Source organism: Okeania sp. SIO3I5, assembly GCF_010672085.1.
Taxonomy (GTDB): domain Bacteria; phylum Cyanobacteriota; class Cyanobacteriia; order Cyanobacteriales; family Microcoleaceae; genus Trichodesmium.
In genome coordinates this window covers 1-22,851 of the sequence record NZ_JAAHHT010000155.1, presented here as the reverse complement: position 1 = coordinate 22,851, position 22,851 = coordinate 1, and the positions used below count along the sequence as shown (strand labels likewise).

The following is a 22,851-nucleotide window of genomic DNA, read 5'->3' as shown; positions in this document are numbered from 1 at the left end:
TGTGTATTGACTAATTTTTCGTTAAAGTCTTCTTCAAAATAATCTGAATATTCTTTGATACGGTTTTCTTCTAACATGGTTACTATTTGGTCTGAACCTGTGGCAACTGTGAGAGGATTGGTATTAATAGTATCAATCGCTTTTAATATTTGTTGGGTGTCGGTTGTATTGTTGATAGACTCGTCTGTTTGTTCTTTGGCAGTGGCAGTATTGCTTGTTTGATTGTTGTTACTGGGGGTGATAGTTGAGGTGATAATGGCGGTATTGGAGATTAATGAAGTGTTGTTTTCTACAGAATTTGTAGTTGTATTATTTGGGAAATTATTAAGAATATTGCTATTGTTATTCTGGGGATTTGTTTGATTAATATCAAGATTAATATTGGTGTTATTGTTATTAGAAATTACTGAGGTATTATCTGGATTTTGATTAATTTCTGGAAGTTGGATGTTGATAGATTCATTGCTAAAAGTTGGATCGATTTGTCCTAGATTTTGCTCGTTACCAGGAATTTGAATATTGTTAGTATCGCCTCCGGCAGTTTGAGTCACATTCCCAATATTTTGATTGCCACCTGCTGTTTGAAAATTGTTAGTATCACCCCCGGCAGTTTGAGTCACATTCCCGATATTTTGATTGCCACCTGCTGTTTGAAAATTGTTAGTATCACCCCCGGCAGTTTGAGTCACATTCCCAATATTTTGATTGCCACCTGCAATTTGAAAATTGTTAGTATCACCTCCGGCAGTTTGAGTCACATTCCCAATATTTTGATTGCCTTCTGCCGTTTGAATATTGTTAGTATCACCTCCAGCAGTTTGAGTCACATTCCCAATATTTTGATTGCCTTCTGCCGTTTGAATATTGTTAGTATCACCTCCAGCAGTTTGAGTCACATTCCCAATATTTTGATTGCCTTCTGCCGTTTGAATATTGTTAGTATCACCTCCAGCAATTTGAGTCACATTCCCAATATTTTGATCGCCTTCTGCCGTTTGAATATTGTTAGTATCACCTGCTTCTGCTGTTTGATCTATATTTCCTATATCCTGATCTCCTCCTGACTCTATATCAATATTTGCATCTCCCTCTCCAGCATCTTGACTAATATCTCCTGTTGTTGTATCGTCCGAACTTCTGAGTGTTAAAGTTCCGATCGTACCATCTGAACTCATTGTTATATCATAAGTTGCGATGGAACCATCTGTTGCTTCCACATTAATTTCACCTGCGCTGCTTGTACCGATAGAACGTAAGTCTCCTGTACCTACTTCTGTTCCGTTGATGAATATGCTACCACTACTTCCTGCTGGTGCTTGTGTGGTAACGTCTCCTGTATTTACTTGTGCTTGACTACTTTCAATTATCAAATTACCACTTTCTGCCATTCCAAAGGATGAGACATTTGCTAGAGTTACACTTTCTGGGGCGTTAACTGCAACGTTTCCTCCTATTCCTTGCTGTGAAAATGAGTCAATATCGCCAGTTGAATTAATCTCACCTATTTCACTATTGACTGTAATATTACCTCCCTGCTCCATTCCTTCTGAGCGAATGCCACTAATATTAATACTACCTGGGGATGTGAGGGTGACATCTCCTGCTATTCCCGCGTCGGAAAATGTATTTAATTCTCCTGCTGCATCTATACTATTTTCACTGCGACTGTTGATGGTAATATTACCACCCTGCTCCATCCCCTGAGACAAAATAGTGTCTATATGAATATGACTTTCTGCTGTCATATCTACATTTCCTGCTGTACCTTGTCTTGAGAATGTTTGTATAGCTTGGGTGGCATTAATTTCTCCCTGTTGACTGATGATTTCAACGTCTCCCCCTGTGGTGGGTTTTGACTCGTTGAGGGCGCTTGCTTCTAATTCCCCTGTGGTAATGTTGTCTCTAGCGTTGAGGGTAATATTTCCGGTGCCGTCTGGGGAACGAGAATTTATTGTTCCTGCGGTGGTGTCTATTGTGCTGTTGTTGCTACGGAGAGTAATATTTCCGGCGACTCCTTGGGTTGCTTCTTCTCCTGGTATCGGAATGAGAGTGAAATTTTCGTTAACTGTTACTCTGTCTCTGACAAAACCTGATGCTAGGTTGATTTCTCCTGTTTCTATAGCGCCATCCGCAATCATATCAATTTTCCCTGTGTCGCCAATATCTGCACCGGAATATATTTCGGCAGTTGTGGTGTTGATATTGTTACCTGCTTCCAGAATAATATCTCCCCCTTTTCCTTGTCTGTCACTGCTGCTATTATTTGGAGGTTCGGAGGCGGAAATAATATTACTGTTTTCTTTGATGTTAATGTCGCCTCCTGCTTTCAGACTTATTTCACCTCCATCTCCATCGGCGAAAGAATAGATATTGTTTGTGCTGATATTTCCTTCGGGTGCTGTGAGGGTAACGTTACCTGCATCCCCTCCTCCTGAATAGTTGGCTATGAATTCGCTGTTGCTGGTGTCTATATTTCCAGTTTCTGATTTAATAGTAATTTCACCGCCTTGTTTTTGTCCGTGGGAACTTATGGTATCGGTTGTTATGTCGTTTTGTGCAGTGAGGGTGACATCTCCAGCATTAGCTGTTTCCGAAAATGATTGAATTGGTTGAGTGGCATTAATTTCTCCTCGTTCGCTAGCAATGGCAATGTTGCCTCCATCGGCGGTTTCGTTTTGATTGTTAGCTTGGGAGGAAATAATTCCTGTGGTAATATTTTCTTGGGCGGTGATATCTATTGTGCCTGCGTTTCCAGCATCGGTGCTTTTGGCTGAGATGGTGCTATTTGGGGCTATGAATTCTCCTGTGTTGATAGCGATCGCTCCTCCGTTACCTGTACCTGTTGTTTCTGTTAAAATTTGACCTTCTAGTTGGAATGTTTGGTTAGTGCTAATGTCAATGCTGCCTCCGTCTCCGCTGTCGGATGTGGCTGCTGATATTGTTGTGTTTTCGGTTATTGTCAGGTTTTCTGCTTCAATGTTAATGATCCCTGCGTTGCCTGCTCCTGTGGTTTCAACTGTTATTCTACCTTCGCCGGAAATATTTATGTTTTCTGGTGCGAATATATTGATATCGCCTCCGTCTCCAGAAGATAAGGTGCGGGCAGAAATGAAGCCGTTTTCTGTAAAAGTAATATTGAGATTAGGTTCAAATTCCCGTACGGACGTTGCATGCAACGTCCCTACCTGCTCCCGTACGGACGTTGTATGCAACGTTCCTACTTCCCTATAGGGGTTGAGAATAAGTGTGCCTGCATTTGCTTTTCCTTCCGTTTCGGCAAATATTCCCAATTTTCCTGAGATTAATAAGTCGTTGGTATTAATAGTGATGTTGCCTCCGTCTTCGGTGCTGGTTGCTTCTTTTTTAGCTGTGGCAGTTATTTCTGTGCCTTCTCCTATGGTGACTGTTTGGGAGTTGATGAGTATATTTCCGGCAGCACCTGAGCTGTTAGTTTCGGCACTTATTGCTACTTGCTCTGATAGGGTGAGGTTTTCTGTTTGAATGTTGATGCTGCCTGCGCCTCCACTACCTGTTGTTTCGACTGAGATTTTTCCAACGCCCGAAATGTTGATGTTTTCTGGAGCGAATATATTGATATTGCCTCCGTCTCCTGTTGCTGTGGTGCGGGCAGATATGAAACCTTGTTCGGTAAAGGTGATGTTGAGGTTGGAGTCACTTTTGTATGGTTGGAGTCTGAGGATGCCAGCAGGACTTTCTCCTGCGGTTTCGGCAAATATTCCGAGTCTGCCTGAGATTAATAGATCGTTGGCATTGATGGTAATGTTTCCGCCTGCTTCTGTGTTGGTGGCTCCTTCTCGGGCGGTAGCACTTATTTGGGCATCTTCTCCTATGGTTACTTGTCTGGTATTTATTTCTATGTCTCCTGCTTTTCCTGCATCGTTCGTTTCTGTGGTGAGACTTGTGCCTTTTTCCAGGGTGAAGTTTTTGGTATTAACGTTGATTTGGCCCGCGTTGCCTTTGTCTTCTGTGGAGGCACTTATGGCTACTCCGTTAGATATTGTCAAGTTGTCTGTTTCGATATCGATAATTCCGGCGTTGCCTGTGCCTGATGTTTCTACGGCGATCGAGCCTTCGCCGGAAATGTCAATATTTTCTGGGGCAGTGATGAATATATTGCCCCCGTTACCTGTGGAGGAAGTGGAGGCGGAGATGAAACCATCGTTGCTGAAGTTGATGTCTAGGTTTTGGTTGTTTTCGTAGGGTGAAATAGTGAGAGTTCCTGCGTTGGCGCTAGCTTCAGTTTCGGCGAATATTCCGAGTTGGCCTGTGATGTTGAGTTCATTGGTGTTGATGGTAATTTTGCCTCCGTCTCCGGTGCTAGTTGAGCCTATTACTACCGTGGCACTGATTTGAGCATCTTCCCCAATGTCTATGGTTTGGGCTTGGATGGTTATGGAGCCGGGGTTACCTGCGCTTGTGGTTTCTGTAATTAGACTGGTGTTTTGGTCTAGATTGAGGCTGCTGGCTTGGATGTTGATGCTGCCGGCGTTGCCGATGGCTTCTGTGCTAGCTTGGAGTCTGCTACTGTTGGTGAATAGAATGTTTTGATCTGTTTCTAGGGTGATGTTGCCAGCATTGCCATCGGCGCTGGTGATGCTGAGGATGTTGGTGCTATCGAGGGTGATGTTACCGAGGCTGGTGATGTTGACGTTTCCGGCTGCTTGCTCTCCTTTGGTATCGCTTTCGATGGTGACGTTGTTGAGATTGAGGTTGCCATTGCTGATGATGAATACGTCTCCTGATTGGCCTTGCGTGCCTGCATCTACTTTTAATGGCCCAACAAAAGGGTTTTGTTCAGTTTCTTGTGTATTAACCCTATTTGGTATACTTAATTGTTGACTGGTAATAATAGATAAGTCGTTCAGTAAAAGGTTACCTTGTGGTTGACTTTCAATTGTTACCTGCCCAGATTGGGAGTCGGAAGATAGAGTGAATATTTCTGTATTGCTGAGGTTGTTAGTAATAATGTTAACGTCTCCTCCATTACCAGAGTCATTTGTTCCTGTTGAGAATGTTCTGATTGCTAGTTTTTTTCTATCAAGTGTGGGAACTTCTTGCTCGAAAATATTACTTATCTCATTAGCAAGACTTAATGGAACACCAGTTGCTGCCAAAAACCCAGTAGGAAAAGAGAACTCAGGTTCGTTTGTATTCAAATTAATATCACCTCTGGCATTTAGGGTAATACTTCCTCCATCTCCTGAGTTACCTTCCTGGGTAAAAGAATATGCATCTATAGAATATGTATTGATGTTACCCTCCGCGTTTAGATTTATATCTCCTCCATCTCCTGAGTTACCTTCCTTAACCCAAGAATACAAAACAAGCCATCCTGCAATAATATCACCTCCTGCACTCAGAGTAATATTTCCAGCATTTCCAGAGTTATCCCTGTCTAAATTATTTCCTGAACTGCTTGTATCTGCAAAACTTGAATCAAGCCATACTGTGTTAATAATATCACCTCCAGCAGTCATGGTTATATCTCCCCCATTTCCTAAGTTCCTTTCAGACATTGAAGAAGAAAAGGACTCGACTTGTTGTGTTATGATGTCACCTTCAGCAGTCAGAGTGATATTTCCCCCATTTCCTAAAACCGAACGAGCTTTAAGGGAACCTTCTGTGAGACCAAGTGGACCTACCGTTGTATCAATTGAACCCGCTGTGCTGTTTATAGTTATATTACCAGCATTACCACTCCCTCCATTGGTTCCAGTCAGAAATTCCAAGCTTCCAGGAACCGGCTGAGAAATAGTAAATGCACCAGAATCCGTAAAAATGGATGTCGTAGTAACATCCCCTGCTGCTTTAATCTCTACATTACCTCCATTACCATTACCATTAAAGGATGAGGCAAGTATAGATCCAATACTCATATCGATCGCTCCTTCTGTACTTTCTATAGTTATATTTCCGGCATTTCCATTCTGAGAATAAGTATTAATGAATGTCGTAGTAATATCATCTGCTGCTTTAATCTCTACATTACCTCCGTTATTTGTGCCACCTGCATCTATAGTACCACTGGCAGGATCGGCAGCGATCGCTCCTTCTGTACTTTTGATAGTTATATTTCCTGCATCTTTATTATAAGATCCCGTACTAACGTATCCTGTACTAATATCTCCTGCTGCTTTTATCTCTACATTACCCCCGTTCTCACCAAGGGATGAAGCAATTGTAAATCCAAATCCTTCCGTAGTATCAATTGTTCCTTCTTTACTCTTTATAGTTATATTCCCTGAATTTAGATCGGATTCAGTAGTAATTCCTGCCGTGCTAATATCCTGTGCTGCCTTTATCTCTATATTACCTCCATCTCCACCAGAGGATAAGTAATCTCTTACAACAGATGAAGCATCTAATTCTGCCTGAATATTTATAGCTCCCTCTTTACTCTCTATACTAATATCTCCTGCATTTTCCTCAGACTCAGTGGTAATTCCTGCCGTGCTAATATCCTGTAGTGCTTTTATCTCTACATTAGCTCCATTCCCTGAAACAGAACGAGCTTTAAGGGAACCTTCGGTAATAATTGCGCCTGCTGTACTTTCTATACTGATATTACCAGCATTACCCCTACCACTATTAGTTTCTTCTCTACTATACTCATCAACAAAAAATTCACCAGATTCAGTAGCAATATCTGCTGTGGTAATATCTCCTGCTGCCTCGATCTCAATATTTCCTCCATCCCCATCAACAGATGAAGCATCTAATGAATAAGTAAGAATATTACCGGAGATAGCATTCAGGTTAATAGCACCACCATTTCCTTGACGAGAAGCAGAATTAATTAACCCTGTAATAATATTATTGTTAGCCTTCAGATCCACTCTACCACCATTACCAGTTTCGCTAAAACTGCGGATATTTCCTACACTCAGATCGCCATGAGTTGCATCCAGATTAACTGCTCCACTATTTCCGCTTCCTCTTCCTCCACCACTTTGAACTAGAGGATTACGCAATAATAGTTGAGTACCTAGAGCAGTTCCCCAGGGAGTTGTCTCACCAGCTTTGTACAAAGTACCGCTATCTCCTTCAAGAAAAAAAGATCTCACCTTTAAAGTCCAAGTTCCTGTGGAGTTCTCTCCATTGAAATCTGCCAAACTACCTTGAGGACTATATGTACGATTCAATGGAGCATTACCAAAATTTATCCCTCTAGAAGCATCATCGTCTAAAACAGTATCTTGAAAGTTTCTTCCTTCATTGCCACCAACACGAGAAAACAAGTTTACTTCCTTTCCTTCAGGTGATTCGAGATTGACTTCTAGGTTAGAAACTGTAGAATGTTCTACGGAAAAACGTACATCTAAATTCTCTACATTTCCTAAGTCATTATCTACAGTGAAAGTAAAAGTTGCAGTGTCATTGAGAATTTGCCTAATAGGTACAAAATAATTTTGGCCTTCAATAAAAGCAATATAATAAGGTTTGCCGTCAATAATAAAATTCCAATCGCTGTCACGTTCAAGAGCAGAGAAATCAAGAGTAGTAAAATCAAATGGAATAAATTCACTCTTATCCTCTACTTTCGGTGGTATCGATCCCCCCTCATCTACATCGATCGCTGCCAGTAACTCCCCACCAGAATAAATAGGCAACCAAGAAGTATCAATATTCCCCAAAATAATTTCAGCACCTGCAATAGTCAAATTCCGCCCATTCGTCTTAATAGTATCTGCACCATTGGTAAACGTATTGGGATCGTTCCCAACATCTGCCTCATTATCTAACATCTCTACAATACCAATTCCATCTCCATCGACATCGGCAAGAAATTCTATCTCTCCTTCCCCAGGCAGAAATTCCAACACATCATCTTCTATATCCTCAACAGTAATATCATTTGTCGCCTCTAACTTAATATCCGCATCCCCAGAAGTTTCCTCAAATTCATCATTGATCCTAATATTAGTGGCAGACAAGGAAACATTTTCTCCACCACCTTTTATTCTGCTACCCGTAGCAACAATATCTCCCGTAGCTTCAATATTTATCGCAGCATTTGTATCAGTAACTTCTGTTGATTCAATCCCCCCTGACCCCCCTTGCGAAGGGCGGGATATTTCTGCTTCAGAATTATTCTCCACTGTTTCAATAGTAGAAATAGCTTCTGTTAAAGTCACATTTCCTGTACTTTGAATTTCAATATCTCCTCCAGCAGTGGCAATACCATCCACATCCTCACTCACATCACCAATATTCACATTTCCTACATCAAAAAATACCCCACCACTGCCAGAAACTGCCTCTAAATTTTCCACATTCAACTGCAAAGGTGCGTCAATTAAACCTATTCCTCCAGTGCCAGAAGTTTGAAATAAAACACTCCCCGCATTAATAGTTGAACTATCAGAAACTCTGGCAATATTTCCCCCATTAGCATTAACAAAAACCTCTCCAGTTGTAGTTAAAGAAGCTAGATTTATATCTCCTACTTCTCCTAAATTTCCTAACTCAATATTAATCGTCCCACTTCCAGAATTTAATGTCGTTCCATCCAATTGATTTATGGAAGCTTTCCCGTTACTCCGGTTAGCAATATTCATCTCATCATTATTACCAAGTAAATCAATATTTCCATTGCCAACTGATGTGTCAATATCCGCATTTATATTAATACTTCGACCAGCCTTTAATTCTACAGATGAGTCAGTTTCTATCTTTTCATTAATTGTTATATCATTATCAGCTAGAAGAATCACATCTCCTGATAATTCCCCTAAATTTTCCGCCGAAATTGTCACATCAGAATTCTCATCTTGAGCGAAAGGGTCAATAGGAGTTTCTGTTTTTGTAGTTTCTGAATTATCAGCAATTTCTGTTGTAGGAGAATCTGTATTTTCATTTTCTGTAGATGGAACTTCTGAATTATTATCTAAAGTTTCGGTTTCTGAATTATTAGTATTTTCTGTTGTGTCTAAATTTTCAGAATTTTCTGTAGCTGAAACTTCGGAATTATTCTCTACAGTTTCTGAATCTGAATTTTCAGAATTTTCTGTAGCTGAAACTTCGGAATTATCCCCTTCTGTTTCAGTTTCTGAATTTTCTGAATTTTCTGAATTTTCTGTAACTGAGACTTCGGAATTATCCTCTACAGTTTCAGTTTCTGAATTTTCTGAATTTTCAGTAGCTGAGACTTCGGAATTATCCTCTACAGTTTCAGTTTCTGAATTTTCTGAATTTTCAGTAGCTGAGACTTCGGAATTATCCCCTTCTGTTTCGCTTTCGGTTTCTGAATTATCCTCTCCGACTGTGATATTTTCTGGGTCTAATAAAATTGTTCCTGGATTGCCAAAAGCTGCACTAACATCCACAGAGCCATCAAATATTAACTCTTGTTTTCCTGAAACTTCAACAAACCCTCCATCTCCAGAAAAATCTCCTCCCTTTGCACTAATATTTCCCGCAAAATTAGTAATTCCATCCGACCAAATTATTACCCTTCCTCCATCTCCATTATTAATAGCATCCGCAGAAATAAATGAATTATTATTTACAAAAGTCTGCTGAGAATTGGGAACAATTCCGTTACCTTGAAAGTCGCCTCCTATTAATACAGTTCCTCCACCATTCAAACCATCGGCGTTAATATTCGTGTCGATCAGAGCTACGCGATCGCCTAATATATTAACTTGGCCACCAATATTGTATCCCTCTTGGAAGGAGGTGTGGGGAGTGTGGGGACTGTGGGAGGTGTGGAAGGTGTGGGAGGTGTGGGAGGTGTGGGGAGTGTCGGAGGTGTGGGAAGTGGAAGTTGTTGATACATCTATGTTTGCAGAAGTAATAGCAGTTCCGGGAGTATCGGCAACTAAAGTATTTGAATCTGTCAACACCACATCACCATTAGCATTAACTATGACAGATGAGGCGTGAGTTTCTTCTCCACCTGTTAATAATTGTGGTAAAGATAGGGGAGTTATATCAGTATTTTCCCCATTTTCTAGGGATGTTCCCTGGAATGCCTCTACTTCTAAACTTAATAAATTTCCTGGTTGAGATATTCTCAGGATACTCTCACCTTCTACTGCTGCGATCGTAATGTTGCCCCCTGCTGTGGACAGTTCCCCCGTATTAACAACAGTCCCGCCCAACAAAGTTAGATTTTCTCCAGGATTTAAACTTAAATTTCCTTCGTTAACTATAGCACCTGGGTTAGATACATTAAATCTATAACCACTGGGGTTTCCGACTAAATTTGAGTAGTCGTTGGTTCCCATTGCTTGAAACCAGAAATTGTTGTTGTCAAAACCAATTCCTGTCGCAGTAGTAACACTGAATGAGGCAGGGACATTAAGGCTAGCATTAGGACCAAAAATAATTCCGGTAGGGTTCATTAAGAAGAGGTTGGAATTACCGCCGATGACTTGGATGAGACCGTTAATAATTGAGGCATTACCACCTGTAACTCTGCCCAGAATGTTGCTAGTGTCGGGAGTAGTCAGAAAGTTGGCAGTTTGGCCAGAGTTGACATTGAATTGCTCAAAGCTGTGAAAGAGGTTAGCTCCGCTGCGGGTGCCACCTTCGATATTAAATTCATTGCCCTGTGGAGTGACAGTTGTACCTGTACCGTCGTTTGCTGGAGTTATGGGTTGAGATTTAGCGGGAGTTGCTGCTGCTATTGCTAGTAGGGACATTAATAGGGAGAAAGGATGGCCAAATAATCGGGGTTTCATGGTTTATGGAAGTACATTTAATTTAGTGAAATCTTCTCACCATTATATTTCAGTAATTTTGGAGTTGTGCGATGTTGTACCCAAGAAACCATCTCATATCAAATTCGGTTAAATAGTTATAGATTGGTTAAGTCGGGAGGAGTCAACCCACCCCTAACCCCTCCCAGGAGGGGAAGTCAGGAGTCAGAAGAGGCCATAATTACAAAGATTTAATAATTATGACGATTGGAGATTTTTTTTATGTCCAATCCAGCGGATTTGATATCAGGAGTAGTAGGGGGGAAAGGCACTTGCCTTGATCTGTAAATGTTTTGAGATTCTTAATTACCAAGGACTACCAACCATAGTAAACCCCGCCCAATAATAGGGATGAGCAAAATCCTTATTCTGAATATTCTCCAATTCCGGCGGCAAAGACACCTCTCCACGACTACCCGAACTCCTTAAGATACCATCTGCGATCGCAACTTCTCCCCTCAACATTGCTAACTGTGCTTCTCGTAATGCCTCCGCTTTAATCTTAACATTACTCAAATGAGAGTAAAACTCTGTCATCAACCCCAAAGTACCCTCATCACTCACTAACCAAAAACTACCCAAAGCAGACTTAACTCCCGTAGCGATCGCTAACCCGGCAAAACCTAATTCAGCGTTACTGTCTCCCACCGCAGTACGACAAGCAGATAATACTAATAATTCAGCTTTTTCACTATTCCATCTCAATTTTCTGACTTCATCTAAACGTAATTTATCATTCCATAAATGAATATAAGAATCATTGGCTTTTCCGGCTTTAAATTCTGCATGAGTCGCCAAATGAACAATCGGATATAAACGATTTTCTAGTTGATTCATCAAATTATTTTTGGTAAATTCTTCATTTAAGAAAATATTTCCTTGCCACAATTTTTCAGAAATAGTTTGCAATTCTATCGGTACAGAAGGCAAAGGAGTTTCATCGATAAATTCACTAGCTCCCATTCCTAATAATTTGGTATTTTTGACAGAATTATAACGACTATCCATTAAACTCACACTCGGAATTAAACTCATACTATATTTCTCAATTAAAAATTGTTCTCCATCATGTAAAGCTGCCACAGGTAACAAACGAAAACCACGATCCATACTAAATAAAATCGTATCAATATTAGCTGCTTCTAGTTCATCTGAAATTGGTGCAATTAACCAGTTATATAATTTTTGAGCCAATGGCAAATAACTGGTAGTATTACGATTTCTAAAGTCAATTATTTCTGCACTAAAAATCATCGCATTTTTCAAAAGTTTGTCACGATTTACTGTGGGAATTGTTTTGAGAATTGGCTGACCATCTTTGGTAAATAATATGATTTGTATTTGGTCTGCATAAGCATTAATATAAACAACGGCTGATTCTTTCCCGGTTTGGTTAGCCATGTCTGTCAAAATATCCCGGACGTTTTGTGTATTGACTAATTTTTCGTTAAAGTCTTCTTCAAAATAATCTGAATATTCTTTGATACGGTTTTCTTCTAACATGGTTACTATTTGGTCTGAACCTGTGGCAACTGTGAGAGGATTGGTATTAACAGTATCAATTGTTTTTAATATTTGTTGGGTGTCGGTTGTATTGTTGATAGACTCGTCTGTTTGTTCTTTGGCAGTGGCAGTATTGATTGTTTGATTGTTGTTACTGGGGGTGGTTGTTGAAATTATATCGGAGGTTATGGTTGTTGATAAAATGTTGTTTTCTACAGGATTTATAGTGGTATTATTTGTGGGATTATTGAGGGTATTTGTCTGATTATTCTGGGGATTATTTTGATTTATGATTGGCTGAATAATTGAATTATTATTAGAAATTACTGAAGTATTATCTGTATTTTGATTGATTCCTTCGTTATGAAGATTGATAGATTCATTTCCGGTATTTTGATTGATAACTGGTGTATTAATAGTGACTTCGGTGGTTGGATTGAGATTATTATTATTCCCTGGATTTTGATTGATTACTGGTGTATTAATATCTCCTCCTGCATTTTGATTGAGGTTAGTATCATTCCCGGCATTTTGATTAATAACTGGTGTATTAATATCTCCTCCTGCCGTTTGAATATTGTTAGTATCATTCCCGGCATTTTGATTAATGATTGGTGTATTAATATCTCCTCCTGCCGTTTGAATATTGTTAGTATCATTCCCGGCATTTTGATTAATATTTCCGGTGTTGATGTCATCTCCAGCAGTTTGAATATTGTTAGTATTATTGCCTGCATTTTGATCAATATTTCCGGTGTTGATGTCATCTCCAGCAGTTTGAATATTGTTAGTATTATTGCCTGCATTTTGATCAATATTTCCGGTATTGATGTCATCTCCCGCAGTTTGAATATTGTTAGTATTATTGCGGGCATTTTGATTAATATTTCCGGTATTGATGTCATCTCCCGCAGTTTGATTAAGATTAGCATCATTCTCAGCATTTTGATTAATATCTCCTGTGTTTAAGTCTTCTCCTGAGTCAATGTTGGTATTAGCATCTTCCTCTCCTGCATTTTGATTAATATCTTCTGTGGTAACATCCTCTGTTGCCCTGAGTATTAAATCTCCTATTGTGCCATCAGAGCTGATTTCAATATCATAAGTTGTAATAGAACCATCTGTTGCTTCCACATTTATTTCTCCAGCACTGGTTGTACCGATGGAACTTAAATCTCCTGTGCCGACTTCTGTTCCGTTGATGACAATACTGCCACTGTTTCCTGCTGGTGCTTGGGTGGTTACGTTGCCTGTATTTACTTGTGCTGTGCGACTTTGAATGATTAAGTCTCCACTTTCTGTCATGCCATAAGATGACACATTTGCTAAATTCACGCTTTCAGGAGCAGTCAGTGTGACATCTCCTCCTATTCCTTGCTCTGAGAAAGAATCTATATTTCCATTGGTGGAATCAATATTACCTATTTCACTATTTACTATAATTTCACCTCCCTGTTCCATTCCTTGTGAACGAATACCGCTAATAGTTATATTTCCTGGGGATGTGAGAGTCACATCTCCTGCTATTCCGGCATCAGAAAATGTGTTTAATGTTCCTTCTGCATTGATGCTGTTTTCACTCCGACTGTCTATGGTAATATTTCCTCCCCGTTGTGTTCCCTGAGAGAGTATGTTTTCTAGCTGAACTGAACCTTCTGCCATAATATTGACGTTTCCAGCAGTGCCTTGTGCTGAGAAGGTTTCTATTTCTTGGGTGGCGTTAATTTCTCCCTGTTGACTGATAATGTTGACATCTCCCCCCCTAGTTGGTTTGCCCTCGTTGAGGGCGCTTGCTTCTAGTTTGCCTGTAGCAATATTTTCTCTGGCGTTGAGGGTAATATTTCCTGTGCCGTCTGGGGAACGGGAGTTTATGGTGCCAGCGGTCGTGTCTATGGTGCTGTTGTTGCTGCGGAGGGTGATGTCTCCAGCGACTCCTTGGGTGGCTTTTCCTTGGGGTAAGGGAATAAGGGTGAAGTTGTTGTTAACTGATATTTGTTCCGATCTTTGAAACCCTGATGCTAGGTCTATTTTACCTGTTTCTATGGCGCCATCCCCAATAATGTCAATTTTTCCTGTGTCACCAATATCTGCACCGGAATATATTTTGGCATTTGTGGTGTTGATGTTGTTACCTGCTTCGAGAATAAGATCTCCCCCTCTCCCTACTCCTGCGCTTCCCCGCTCTCCATCTTTTTCTGGCGGTTCGGAGGCAGAAATTATATTGCTGTTTTCTGTAATGTTTATGTTGTTTCCTGCTTTGATACTTATTTGACCTCCATCTCCATCGGCGAAGGAGTAGATGTCATTTGTGGTAATATTTCCTTGAGGTGCTTCTATGGTAACGTTGCCTCCGTTGCCTCCTCCTGAATAGTTGGCTAGGAAACTATCATTTCTGGTGCTGGCATCAATATTTCCTGTTTCTGATGTAATGGTTATTTGACCACCCTCTTGTTGTCCGTGGGAACTAATAGTATTGGTGGTAATGTCGTTTTGTGCATTCAGGGTAACATCTCCAGCGTTTCCTCCTTCAGAAAATGATTGAATTGGTTGAGTGGCATTAATTTCTCCTTGTTCGCTGATAATACTAATGTTACCGCCATCGGCGGTTTCGGTTGTGTTGTTGGCTTCGGAGGTGATGATGCCTGTGGTGATGTTGTTTTCGGCTGAGATGTTAATTTCTCCAGCATTTCCAGCATTGGTACTTTGAGCTGAAATAGTGCTGTTGGGAGCGTTCATTTCTCCTGTGTTAATGGTGATGATGCCTCCATTTCCTGTACCTGTTGTTTCTGTAATTATTTGACCTTCTAATTGGAATGTTTGATTAGGGTTAATATTGATGCTGCCTCCGTCTCCGCTATTTGATGTGGCTGCTGATATTGTTGTGTTTTCAGCTATTGTCAGGTTTTTGGTTTCGATGTTGATGATACCTGCGTTGCCTGCACCTTGGGTTTCAACTGTTATTCTACCTTCGCCGGAAATGTTGATATTCTCTGGAGCGAATATATTGATGTTGCCACCGTCTCCTGTTGAGAAGGTACGAGCGGATATGAAACCGTTTTCGGTGAAAGTAATGTTGAGGTTTTGGTCTGTTTGATAAGGCTTAATATTGATACTACCTGCGGGGGAGTCTCCTGTGGTTTCGGCGAATATTCCGAGGATGCCTGAGATTTGCAAATCGTTGGTGTTGATGGTGATGTTGCCTCCTGCTTCTGTTGTGGTGGCGTTTTGTTGGGCAGTGGCGCTGATGGATGTGTTTTCGCCGAGTGTGAGTTGTTTGCTGGTGATTTCGATGTTTCCCGCTGTACCTAAGCTATTGGTTTCGGCGGAAATAGCGACTCCTTCAGCAAGGGTGAGGTTTTGTGTTTCAATGTTGATAGTGCCTGCGTTGCCTGCACCTTGGGTTTCAACTGAGATTTTGCCGTCTCCTGTAATATTGATGTTTTTTGGGGAGAATATATTGATGTTGCCACCGTCTCCTATGGATGTGGTGCGCGCGGATATGAAACCTTGTTGAGTAAAGGTAATGTTAAGGTTGGGGTTGTTTCTGTATGGGTTGAGACTCAAGGTGCCAGCGGGACTTTCTCCTGCTGTTTCGGCGAATATTCCGAGTCGCCCTGATATTAGTAAGTCTGTGGCGTTGATGGTTATGTTGCCTCCCGCTTTTGTGTTGGTAGCTCCTTCTCTTGCGGTGGCACTTATTTGAGCATTTTCTCCTATGGTTAGTCGTCTGGTGTTGATTTCTATGTTTCCTGCTTGCCCTTGGTTGTTGGTTTCAGTAGTTAAACTTGTTCCTGTTTCTAGGGTGAGGTTACGGGTGTTGATGTTGATAACTCCAGCGTTGCCTTTGTCTTCTGTGGAGGCACTTATGGCTACTTTGTCAGAGAGAGTGAGATTACGAGTATCTATGTTAATTATGCCGGCGTTGCCAATGTTTGTGGTTTGGACTGAGATGTTGCCGTCTCCTCTGATGTTGATACTTTCTGGAGCAGATATGTTGATATTGCCTCCGTTACCTGTGGAGGAGGTGGAGGCGGAGATAAAACCGTCGTTGCTGAAGGTAATGTCTAGGTTGGGGTTGGTTTTGTATGGTTCAAGGGTGAGGGTGCCTGCGTTGGCAGTAGCTTCAGTTTCAGCAAATATTCCGAGTTTACCTGTAATGTTAAGTTGGTTGGTGTTGATGCTGATATCTCCTCCTCCTTCTGTGTTGGTAGAATCTTTGGTGACTGTGGCACTGATTTGGGCATCTTGGCCTATGTTTACGGTGTTGGCACGGATGGTTATTGCTCCTGGTGAACCTCCTGCAGAGGTTTCTGTAGTGAGATTGGTATTTTGCTCTAGGTTGAGAGTGTCTGCTTGGATGTTAATTTTCCCGGCATTTCCTTCACCTTCTGTATTAGCGATGAGTTGACTATTGTTGGTGAGTCGAATTCTTTGTGGAGTTTCGAGGATAATATTTCCAGCGTTTCCTTCGCCACTGGTAGTGCTGACGATGTTACTGTTGTTGAATATGATTCTACCAAAACTGCTAATGTTGACGTTTCCAGCGGGTGCTTTTCCTTTGGTATTGCTGTCGATGTTGACATTGTTGAGGTTAACGTTGCCTGAACTTATTATAGATACGTCTCCTGATTGTCCTTCTTCTCCCACATTCACATTTATCTCAATAGTCTCTTCCTGAAAGGGTGATTCTAATTCTATAGATACCTGTTTATCAGTAATTATGGATAAGTTCTTGAGTCGAAGATTTTCCCCTGATTGACTTTCTATGGTAACATCCCCTGAATTAGCATGGGAAGATCGCGTAAGTATTTCTGTATTTATGAGGTTGTTGGTGACAATATTAACGTTGCCACCATTTCCCGATTCATTTTCTCCTATTGAAAATGTACTGATTGCTGGTTGTGAGTCTGGGGATAATGTTGAAAATCTGATTGTATCTGCATCCAGAAAAATCGCCCCTCCATTCCCTGATTTGCCTTCGGACGAATAAGAAGTGGAATTGATAGAGCTAGTCGTAATGCTTTCCCTTGCTGTAAGAGAAATAACTCCCCCATCTCCTGAATTCGCAGCAGAAGGATTAGTAGAAAAGGAATTAATTCCTGGTATATTAATGCTACCATCACTGCTGATGGTGATATCTCCCCCATCTCCTGGATTACCTCCCGATGTATAAGAAGGAGAACTAATCCATCCTGTATTAAGCTCGCCTCCAGCAGTGATGGTAATATCTCCCCCATTCCCTAAGTTTTCTGCCCAGCTAGAGGAATCAATTCCTCCTGTATTAAGCTCGCCTCCAGCAGTGATGGTAATATCTCCCCCATTCCCTAAGTTATTGTCTGTCCCTAAAAAAGAAGAGTTGAGTGTTTCTGTATTAATATCACCTTCTGCCGTCAGATTTATATGTCCTGCACCTCCTGATTCGCCCTCATACCAAGAAGAAGAGTTGAGTGTTCCTGTATTAATATCACCTTCTGCCGTCAGATTTATATCTCCTCTATTACCTCCAGTATCAGAGGAATTGAGTGTTCCTGTATTAATATTACCCTGTGCAGTGAGATTGATATCTCCCCCATTCCCCGATTCTGAAGAAGAGGAATCAAGGAATTGCGTGTTAATATCACCTCCAGCAGTGATGGTAATATCTCCCCCATTCTCTGAGTTGCCTTCATCAGAGTTAGAAAAAGACCTAAACCATTCTGTATTGATATTGCTCTCTGTAGTGATGGTAATATCACCGCCATTCCCTGAGTTGCCTTTCCCAGATCGAGAAGAAGAGTTAAGCGACTCTGCATTAATATCACCTTGCGCTGTGAGATTGATATTACCCCCATTCCCTGAATTGTCTCCATTCCAGTGATGGGAAGAGGAAGAGGAATTTAGTTGTGCTGTCTTAATTTCACCCTGTGCAGTCAGATTTATATCTCCTCCATCTCCTGAGTTGCCTTCCCCTGAGAAAGAAGAAGAGTTGAGAGTTCCTGTATTAATATCACCCTCTGTCGTGAGATTAATATCTCCCCCATTCCCTGAATTTTCTCTGTAAGAGGAATTGGAATTGACTGATTCTAGAGTGATATCTTCCTCAGCAGTGAGAGTAATATCTCCTCCATTTCCTCTAGAAGTGGTATCTAAAGTTCCTTGAGTCTCTATTTTACCTCCTGCATTTATAATAATATCTCCCCCACCTAAGAAACTATTAGTTTCTAATGAATATGTCAGAATATTACCAGAGACAGCACTCAGATTAATATCGCCCCCTATTCCTTCACGAGAACGAGAATTAATTACCCCTGTAATAATATTGTTGTGAGCTTTTAGGTCAACTATTCCTCCATCACCTGTTTCGCTGAAACTGCGGATCTTTCCTGCACTAATACTACCATGAGTTGCTTCGAGGTTAATTGCTCCTCCACTTCCACTTCCACTTCCTCCACTCCGGAAAATAGGATTCCGCAGTAACAATTGTGTACCTATGGCAGTTCCCCAAGGAGCAGCATCACCTGCTCTGTACAAAGTGCCATCATTATACAAACTTTCAGCAATATCTCTAAAATAAGCTGGAAGTGTATCGTTAACTCTCAAAATCCAAGTTCCATTAGGGTTTTCTCCATTAAAATTTGCCAAACTTTCTTGGGGACGATATATACCATTAAAGGAACTATTGCCAGAGTTAATACTTTGAGAAGCATCATCATCTAACAAAGTGTCCTGAAAGTTTGATTCATAAATACTATCATTAGCAAACAAGGTGACTTGGTTGCCTTGGGGTGATTCGAGAGTGACTTCTAGCTCTCGAACTGCAGAATGTCCTACAGAAAAACGTACATCTAGATTTTCTACATTTTCTATGTCACCATCTACCGTAAAAGTAAAGGTAGCAATGCTTTTGGCAATTGGTATAAAATACCTTTGACCCCCTACAGAAGCATAATAGTAAAGTTCGCCATCAATAGTAAAAATAGCTTCACCGTTAATACCATTCTCAACATTAGAAATATCAGAAATATCAACAGATTCTACTGGAATTAATCCACTATTATCCTCCAGTTCTGGTGGTATAGCTCCCCCCTCATCCACATCGATCGCTGCCAACAACTCCCCACCAGAATAAACAGGCAACCAAGAAGTATCAATATTCCCCAAAATAATTTCAGCACCTGCAAAAGTCAAATTTCGCCCATTCGTCTTAATAGTATCCGCACCATTGGTAAATGTATTGGGATCGCCACCAACATCTGCCTCATTATCCAACATCTCCACTACACCGACTCCATCCCCATCCACATCTGCACGAAATTCTATCTCTCCACCCCCAGGCAAAAATTCCAACACATTATCCTCTATATCCTCAAGCGTAATATCATTTGTCGCCTCTAACTTAATATCCGCATCCCCAGAAGTTTCATCAAATTCATCATTTATTCTAATATTCGTCGCAGACAAGGAAACATTTTCTCCACCACCTTTTATTCCGCTACCCGTAGCAACAATATCTCCCGTAGCTTCAATATTTATCGCACCATTTGTATCAGTAACTTCTGTATTTTCTGTCGGTTCAACTGCTTCGCTCCCCCCTAATCCCCCTTCCGAAGGGGGGGATATTTCTGCTTCAGAATTATTCTCCACTTCGCTCCCCCCTAACCCCCCTTGCGAAGGGGAGGATATTTCTGCTTCAGAATTATTCTCCACTGTTTCAATAGTAGAAATACTTTCCGTTAAAGTCACATTTCCATCACTCTTAATATCAATATCTCCTCCAGCAGTAGCAATACCATTTACATCCTCACTCACATCACCAATATTTACATTTCCCACATCAAAAAATACTCCACCACTGCCAGAAACTGCCTCTAAATTTTCCACATCCAACTGTAAAGGTGCATCTGTTAAACCTATTCCTCCAGTGCCAGAAGTTTGAAATAAAACACTCCCTGCATTTATCAAAGAATTTGATGAAACTCTGGCAATATTTCCCCCATTAGCATTAACAAAAACCTCTCCGGTTGTAGTTAAAGAACCCAGATTTATATCACCTACTTCTCCCAAATTTCCTAACTCAATATTAATCCTGCCACTTCCAGCATTTAACGTCGTTCCATCCAGTTGATTTATCGAAGCTTTCCCGTTAGAACGGTTAGCCAAATTCATCTCATCATTATTACCAAATAAATCAATATTTCCATTTCCAACTGATGTGTCAATATCCGCATTTATATTAATACTTCGACCAGCTTTTAATTCTACAGATGAGTCAGTTTCTATCTTTTCATTAATTGTTATATCATTATCAGCTAGAAGAATCACATCTCCTGATAATTCCCCTAAATTTTCCGCACTAATTGTCACATCAGAATTCTCATTTTGAGCGAAAGGGTCAATGGGAGTTTCTGTTGGAGTAGTTTCTGAATTATCAGCAATTTCTGTTGTAGGAGAATCTGTATTTTCTGTAGATGGAACTTCGGAATTATTCTCTACAGTTTCCGTTTCTGAATTATCAGCAATTTCTGTTGTCTCTAAATTTTCAGTAGCTGAAACTTCGGAATTATTCCCTTCTGTTTCGGTTTCTGAATCTAAATTTTCAGAATTTTCAGTAGTTGAAACTTCGGAATTATCCCCTTCTGTTTCTGCATCTGAATTTTCCGAATTTTCTGTAGCTGAAACTTCAGAATTATCCCCTTCTGTTTCTGCATCTGAATTTTCCGAATTTTCTGTAGCTGAAACTTCAGAATTATCCCCTTCTGCTTTGCTTTCGGTTTCTGAATTATCCTCTCCCACTATCACATTTTCTGGGTCTAATAAGATTGTTCCTGGAGTACCAAAAGCTGCACTAACATTAACAGTTCCATCAAATATTAATTGTTGTTTTCCCGAAACTTCAACAAACCCTCCATTCCCAGAAAATTGCCCTCCTTGAGCACTAATATTTCCCGCAAAATTAGTAATTCCATCCGACCAAACTATTACTCTCCCTCCATCTCCATTATTAATAGCATCGGCCGAAATAATTGAGTTATTGTTAATAAAAGTTTGCTGAGAATTGGGAACAATTCCGTTACCTTGAAAGTAGCCTCCAATTAATACTTGACCACCTCCATTTACACCATCAGCGTTAATATTTGTGTCAATCAGAGCTACGCGATCGCCTAACACGTTAACTTGGCCACCAATCCCCCTTCCGTCCCCCTTGGAAAGGGGGAGACTAGAAATATCCCCCCCTTGGTAAGGAGGGTTAGGGGGGTGAGAAACATTGCGATCGCCTAACACGTTAACTTGGCCACCAATATTGTATCCCTCTTGGAAGGAGGTGTGGGGAGTGTGGGAGGTGTGGGAGGTGTGGGAGGTGTGGGGAGTGTGGGGAGTGTGGGAGGTGTGGGAGGTGTGGGAAGTGGAAGTTGTTGATACATCTATGTTTCCAGAAGTAATAGCAATTCCCGGAGTATGGGCAACTAAAGTATTTGAATCTGTCAACACCACATCACCATTGGCATTAACTATGACGGATGAGGCGTGAGTTTCTTCTCCACCTGTTAAAAGTGTTGGTAAAGTAATGGAGGTTATACCAGAAATATCGTCTCCATTTTCTAGGGATGTTCCATGCAACGTCCCTACATCTAAACTTAATAAATGTCCTGGTTGAGATATTCTCAGGATACTCTCACCTTCTACTGCTGCGATAGTAATGTTGCCCCCTGCTGTGGACAGTTCCCCCGTATTAATGACTATTCCACCTAATAAAGTTAAATTTTCTCCAGGGTTTAAAGTTAAGTTTCCTTCGTTAACTATAGCGCCTGGGTTAGATACATTAAACCTATACCCACTGTGGTTTCCAACTAAATTTGAGTAGTCGTTTGTGCCCATTGCTTGAAACCAGAAATTGTTGTTGTCAAAACCTATACCTGTAGCAGTCGTAACGCTGAAAGAGGCAGGTATGTTGAGGGTGGCATTTTGACCAAAAATTATGCCTGCGGGATTCATTAAGAAGAGGTTAGAATTACCGCCGATAACTTGGATCAAACCGTTAACATAAGAGGCATTTCCTCCTGTAACTCTGCCCAGAATATTGCGGGTGTCTGGGGTCGTAAGAAAATTGGCAGTTTGGTTGGTAGGGACATTAAACTTATCAAAACTGTGAAATAGATTAGCTCCACTGCGGGTACCGCCTTCGATATTAAATTGGTTGCCGTTTTGATTTATAGTTGTTCCTGTACCATCGTTTGCCGGAGTTATAGGTTGGGAGTTTGTCGGGGGTGCTGCTGCTAATGTACCTAATATTAAACTCAGAGCTGTTAAACTGCAAGATTCTAATTTATTAGCTTTCATAAAAAACTTTTGGAGTTGCTCAATACTTTCTCAAAGCATATATAGACCTCTACTAGATGATGAACATCCTCATTTAATTATTAATATTTCTATTCTGGCAGGAGTTATGCAAAAAATTCGCGCTTATTTTAGCAGAGAAGTTCAAAATTTAAAAGTCAAACTACAAAAAAAAGGAGGAGAGGATGGGGAGGGTGGGGAGGATGGGGAGGATGGGGAGGATGGGGAGGGTGGGGAGGGTGGGGAGGATGGGGAGGATGGGGAGGATGGGGAGGATGGGGAGGATGGGGAGGGTGGGGAGGAGGGGGAG

General features: G+C 40.9%; 3 protein-coding genes. 1 reads left to right on the top strand and 2 read right to left on the bottom strand.

The genetic code is table 11. From position 1 onward, the window contains the following. Together F6K40_RS26985 and F6K40_RS26980 are read right to left on the bottom strand one after the other, a co-directional pair. On the bottom strand, positions 1 to 10,706 hold a 10,706-nt coding region (locus tag F6K40_RS26985), incomplete at its 3' end, for a filamentous hemagglutinin N-terminal domain-containing protein (RefSeq protein WP_293140189.1). Between the two features lie 324 nt (positions 10,707 to 11,030). Next, complete coding sequence (locus F6K40_RS26980) at positions 11,031 to 22,544, bottom strand: CHAT domain-containing protein (protein ID WP_293140188.1); 11,514 nt, start codon at positions 22,542 to 22,544, stop codon at positions 11,031 to 11,033. Between the two features lie 106 nt (positions 22,545 to 22,650). Here F6K40_RS26980 and F6K40_RS26975 point away from each other — a divergent pair. Beyond that, the coding region (locus tag F6K40_RS26975) for a hypothetical protein (protein WP_293140187.1) at positions 22,651 to 22,851 on the top strand (201 nt) is incomplete at its 3' end.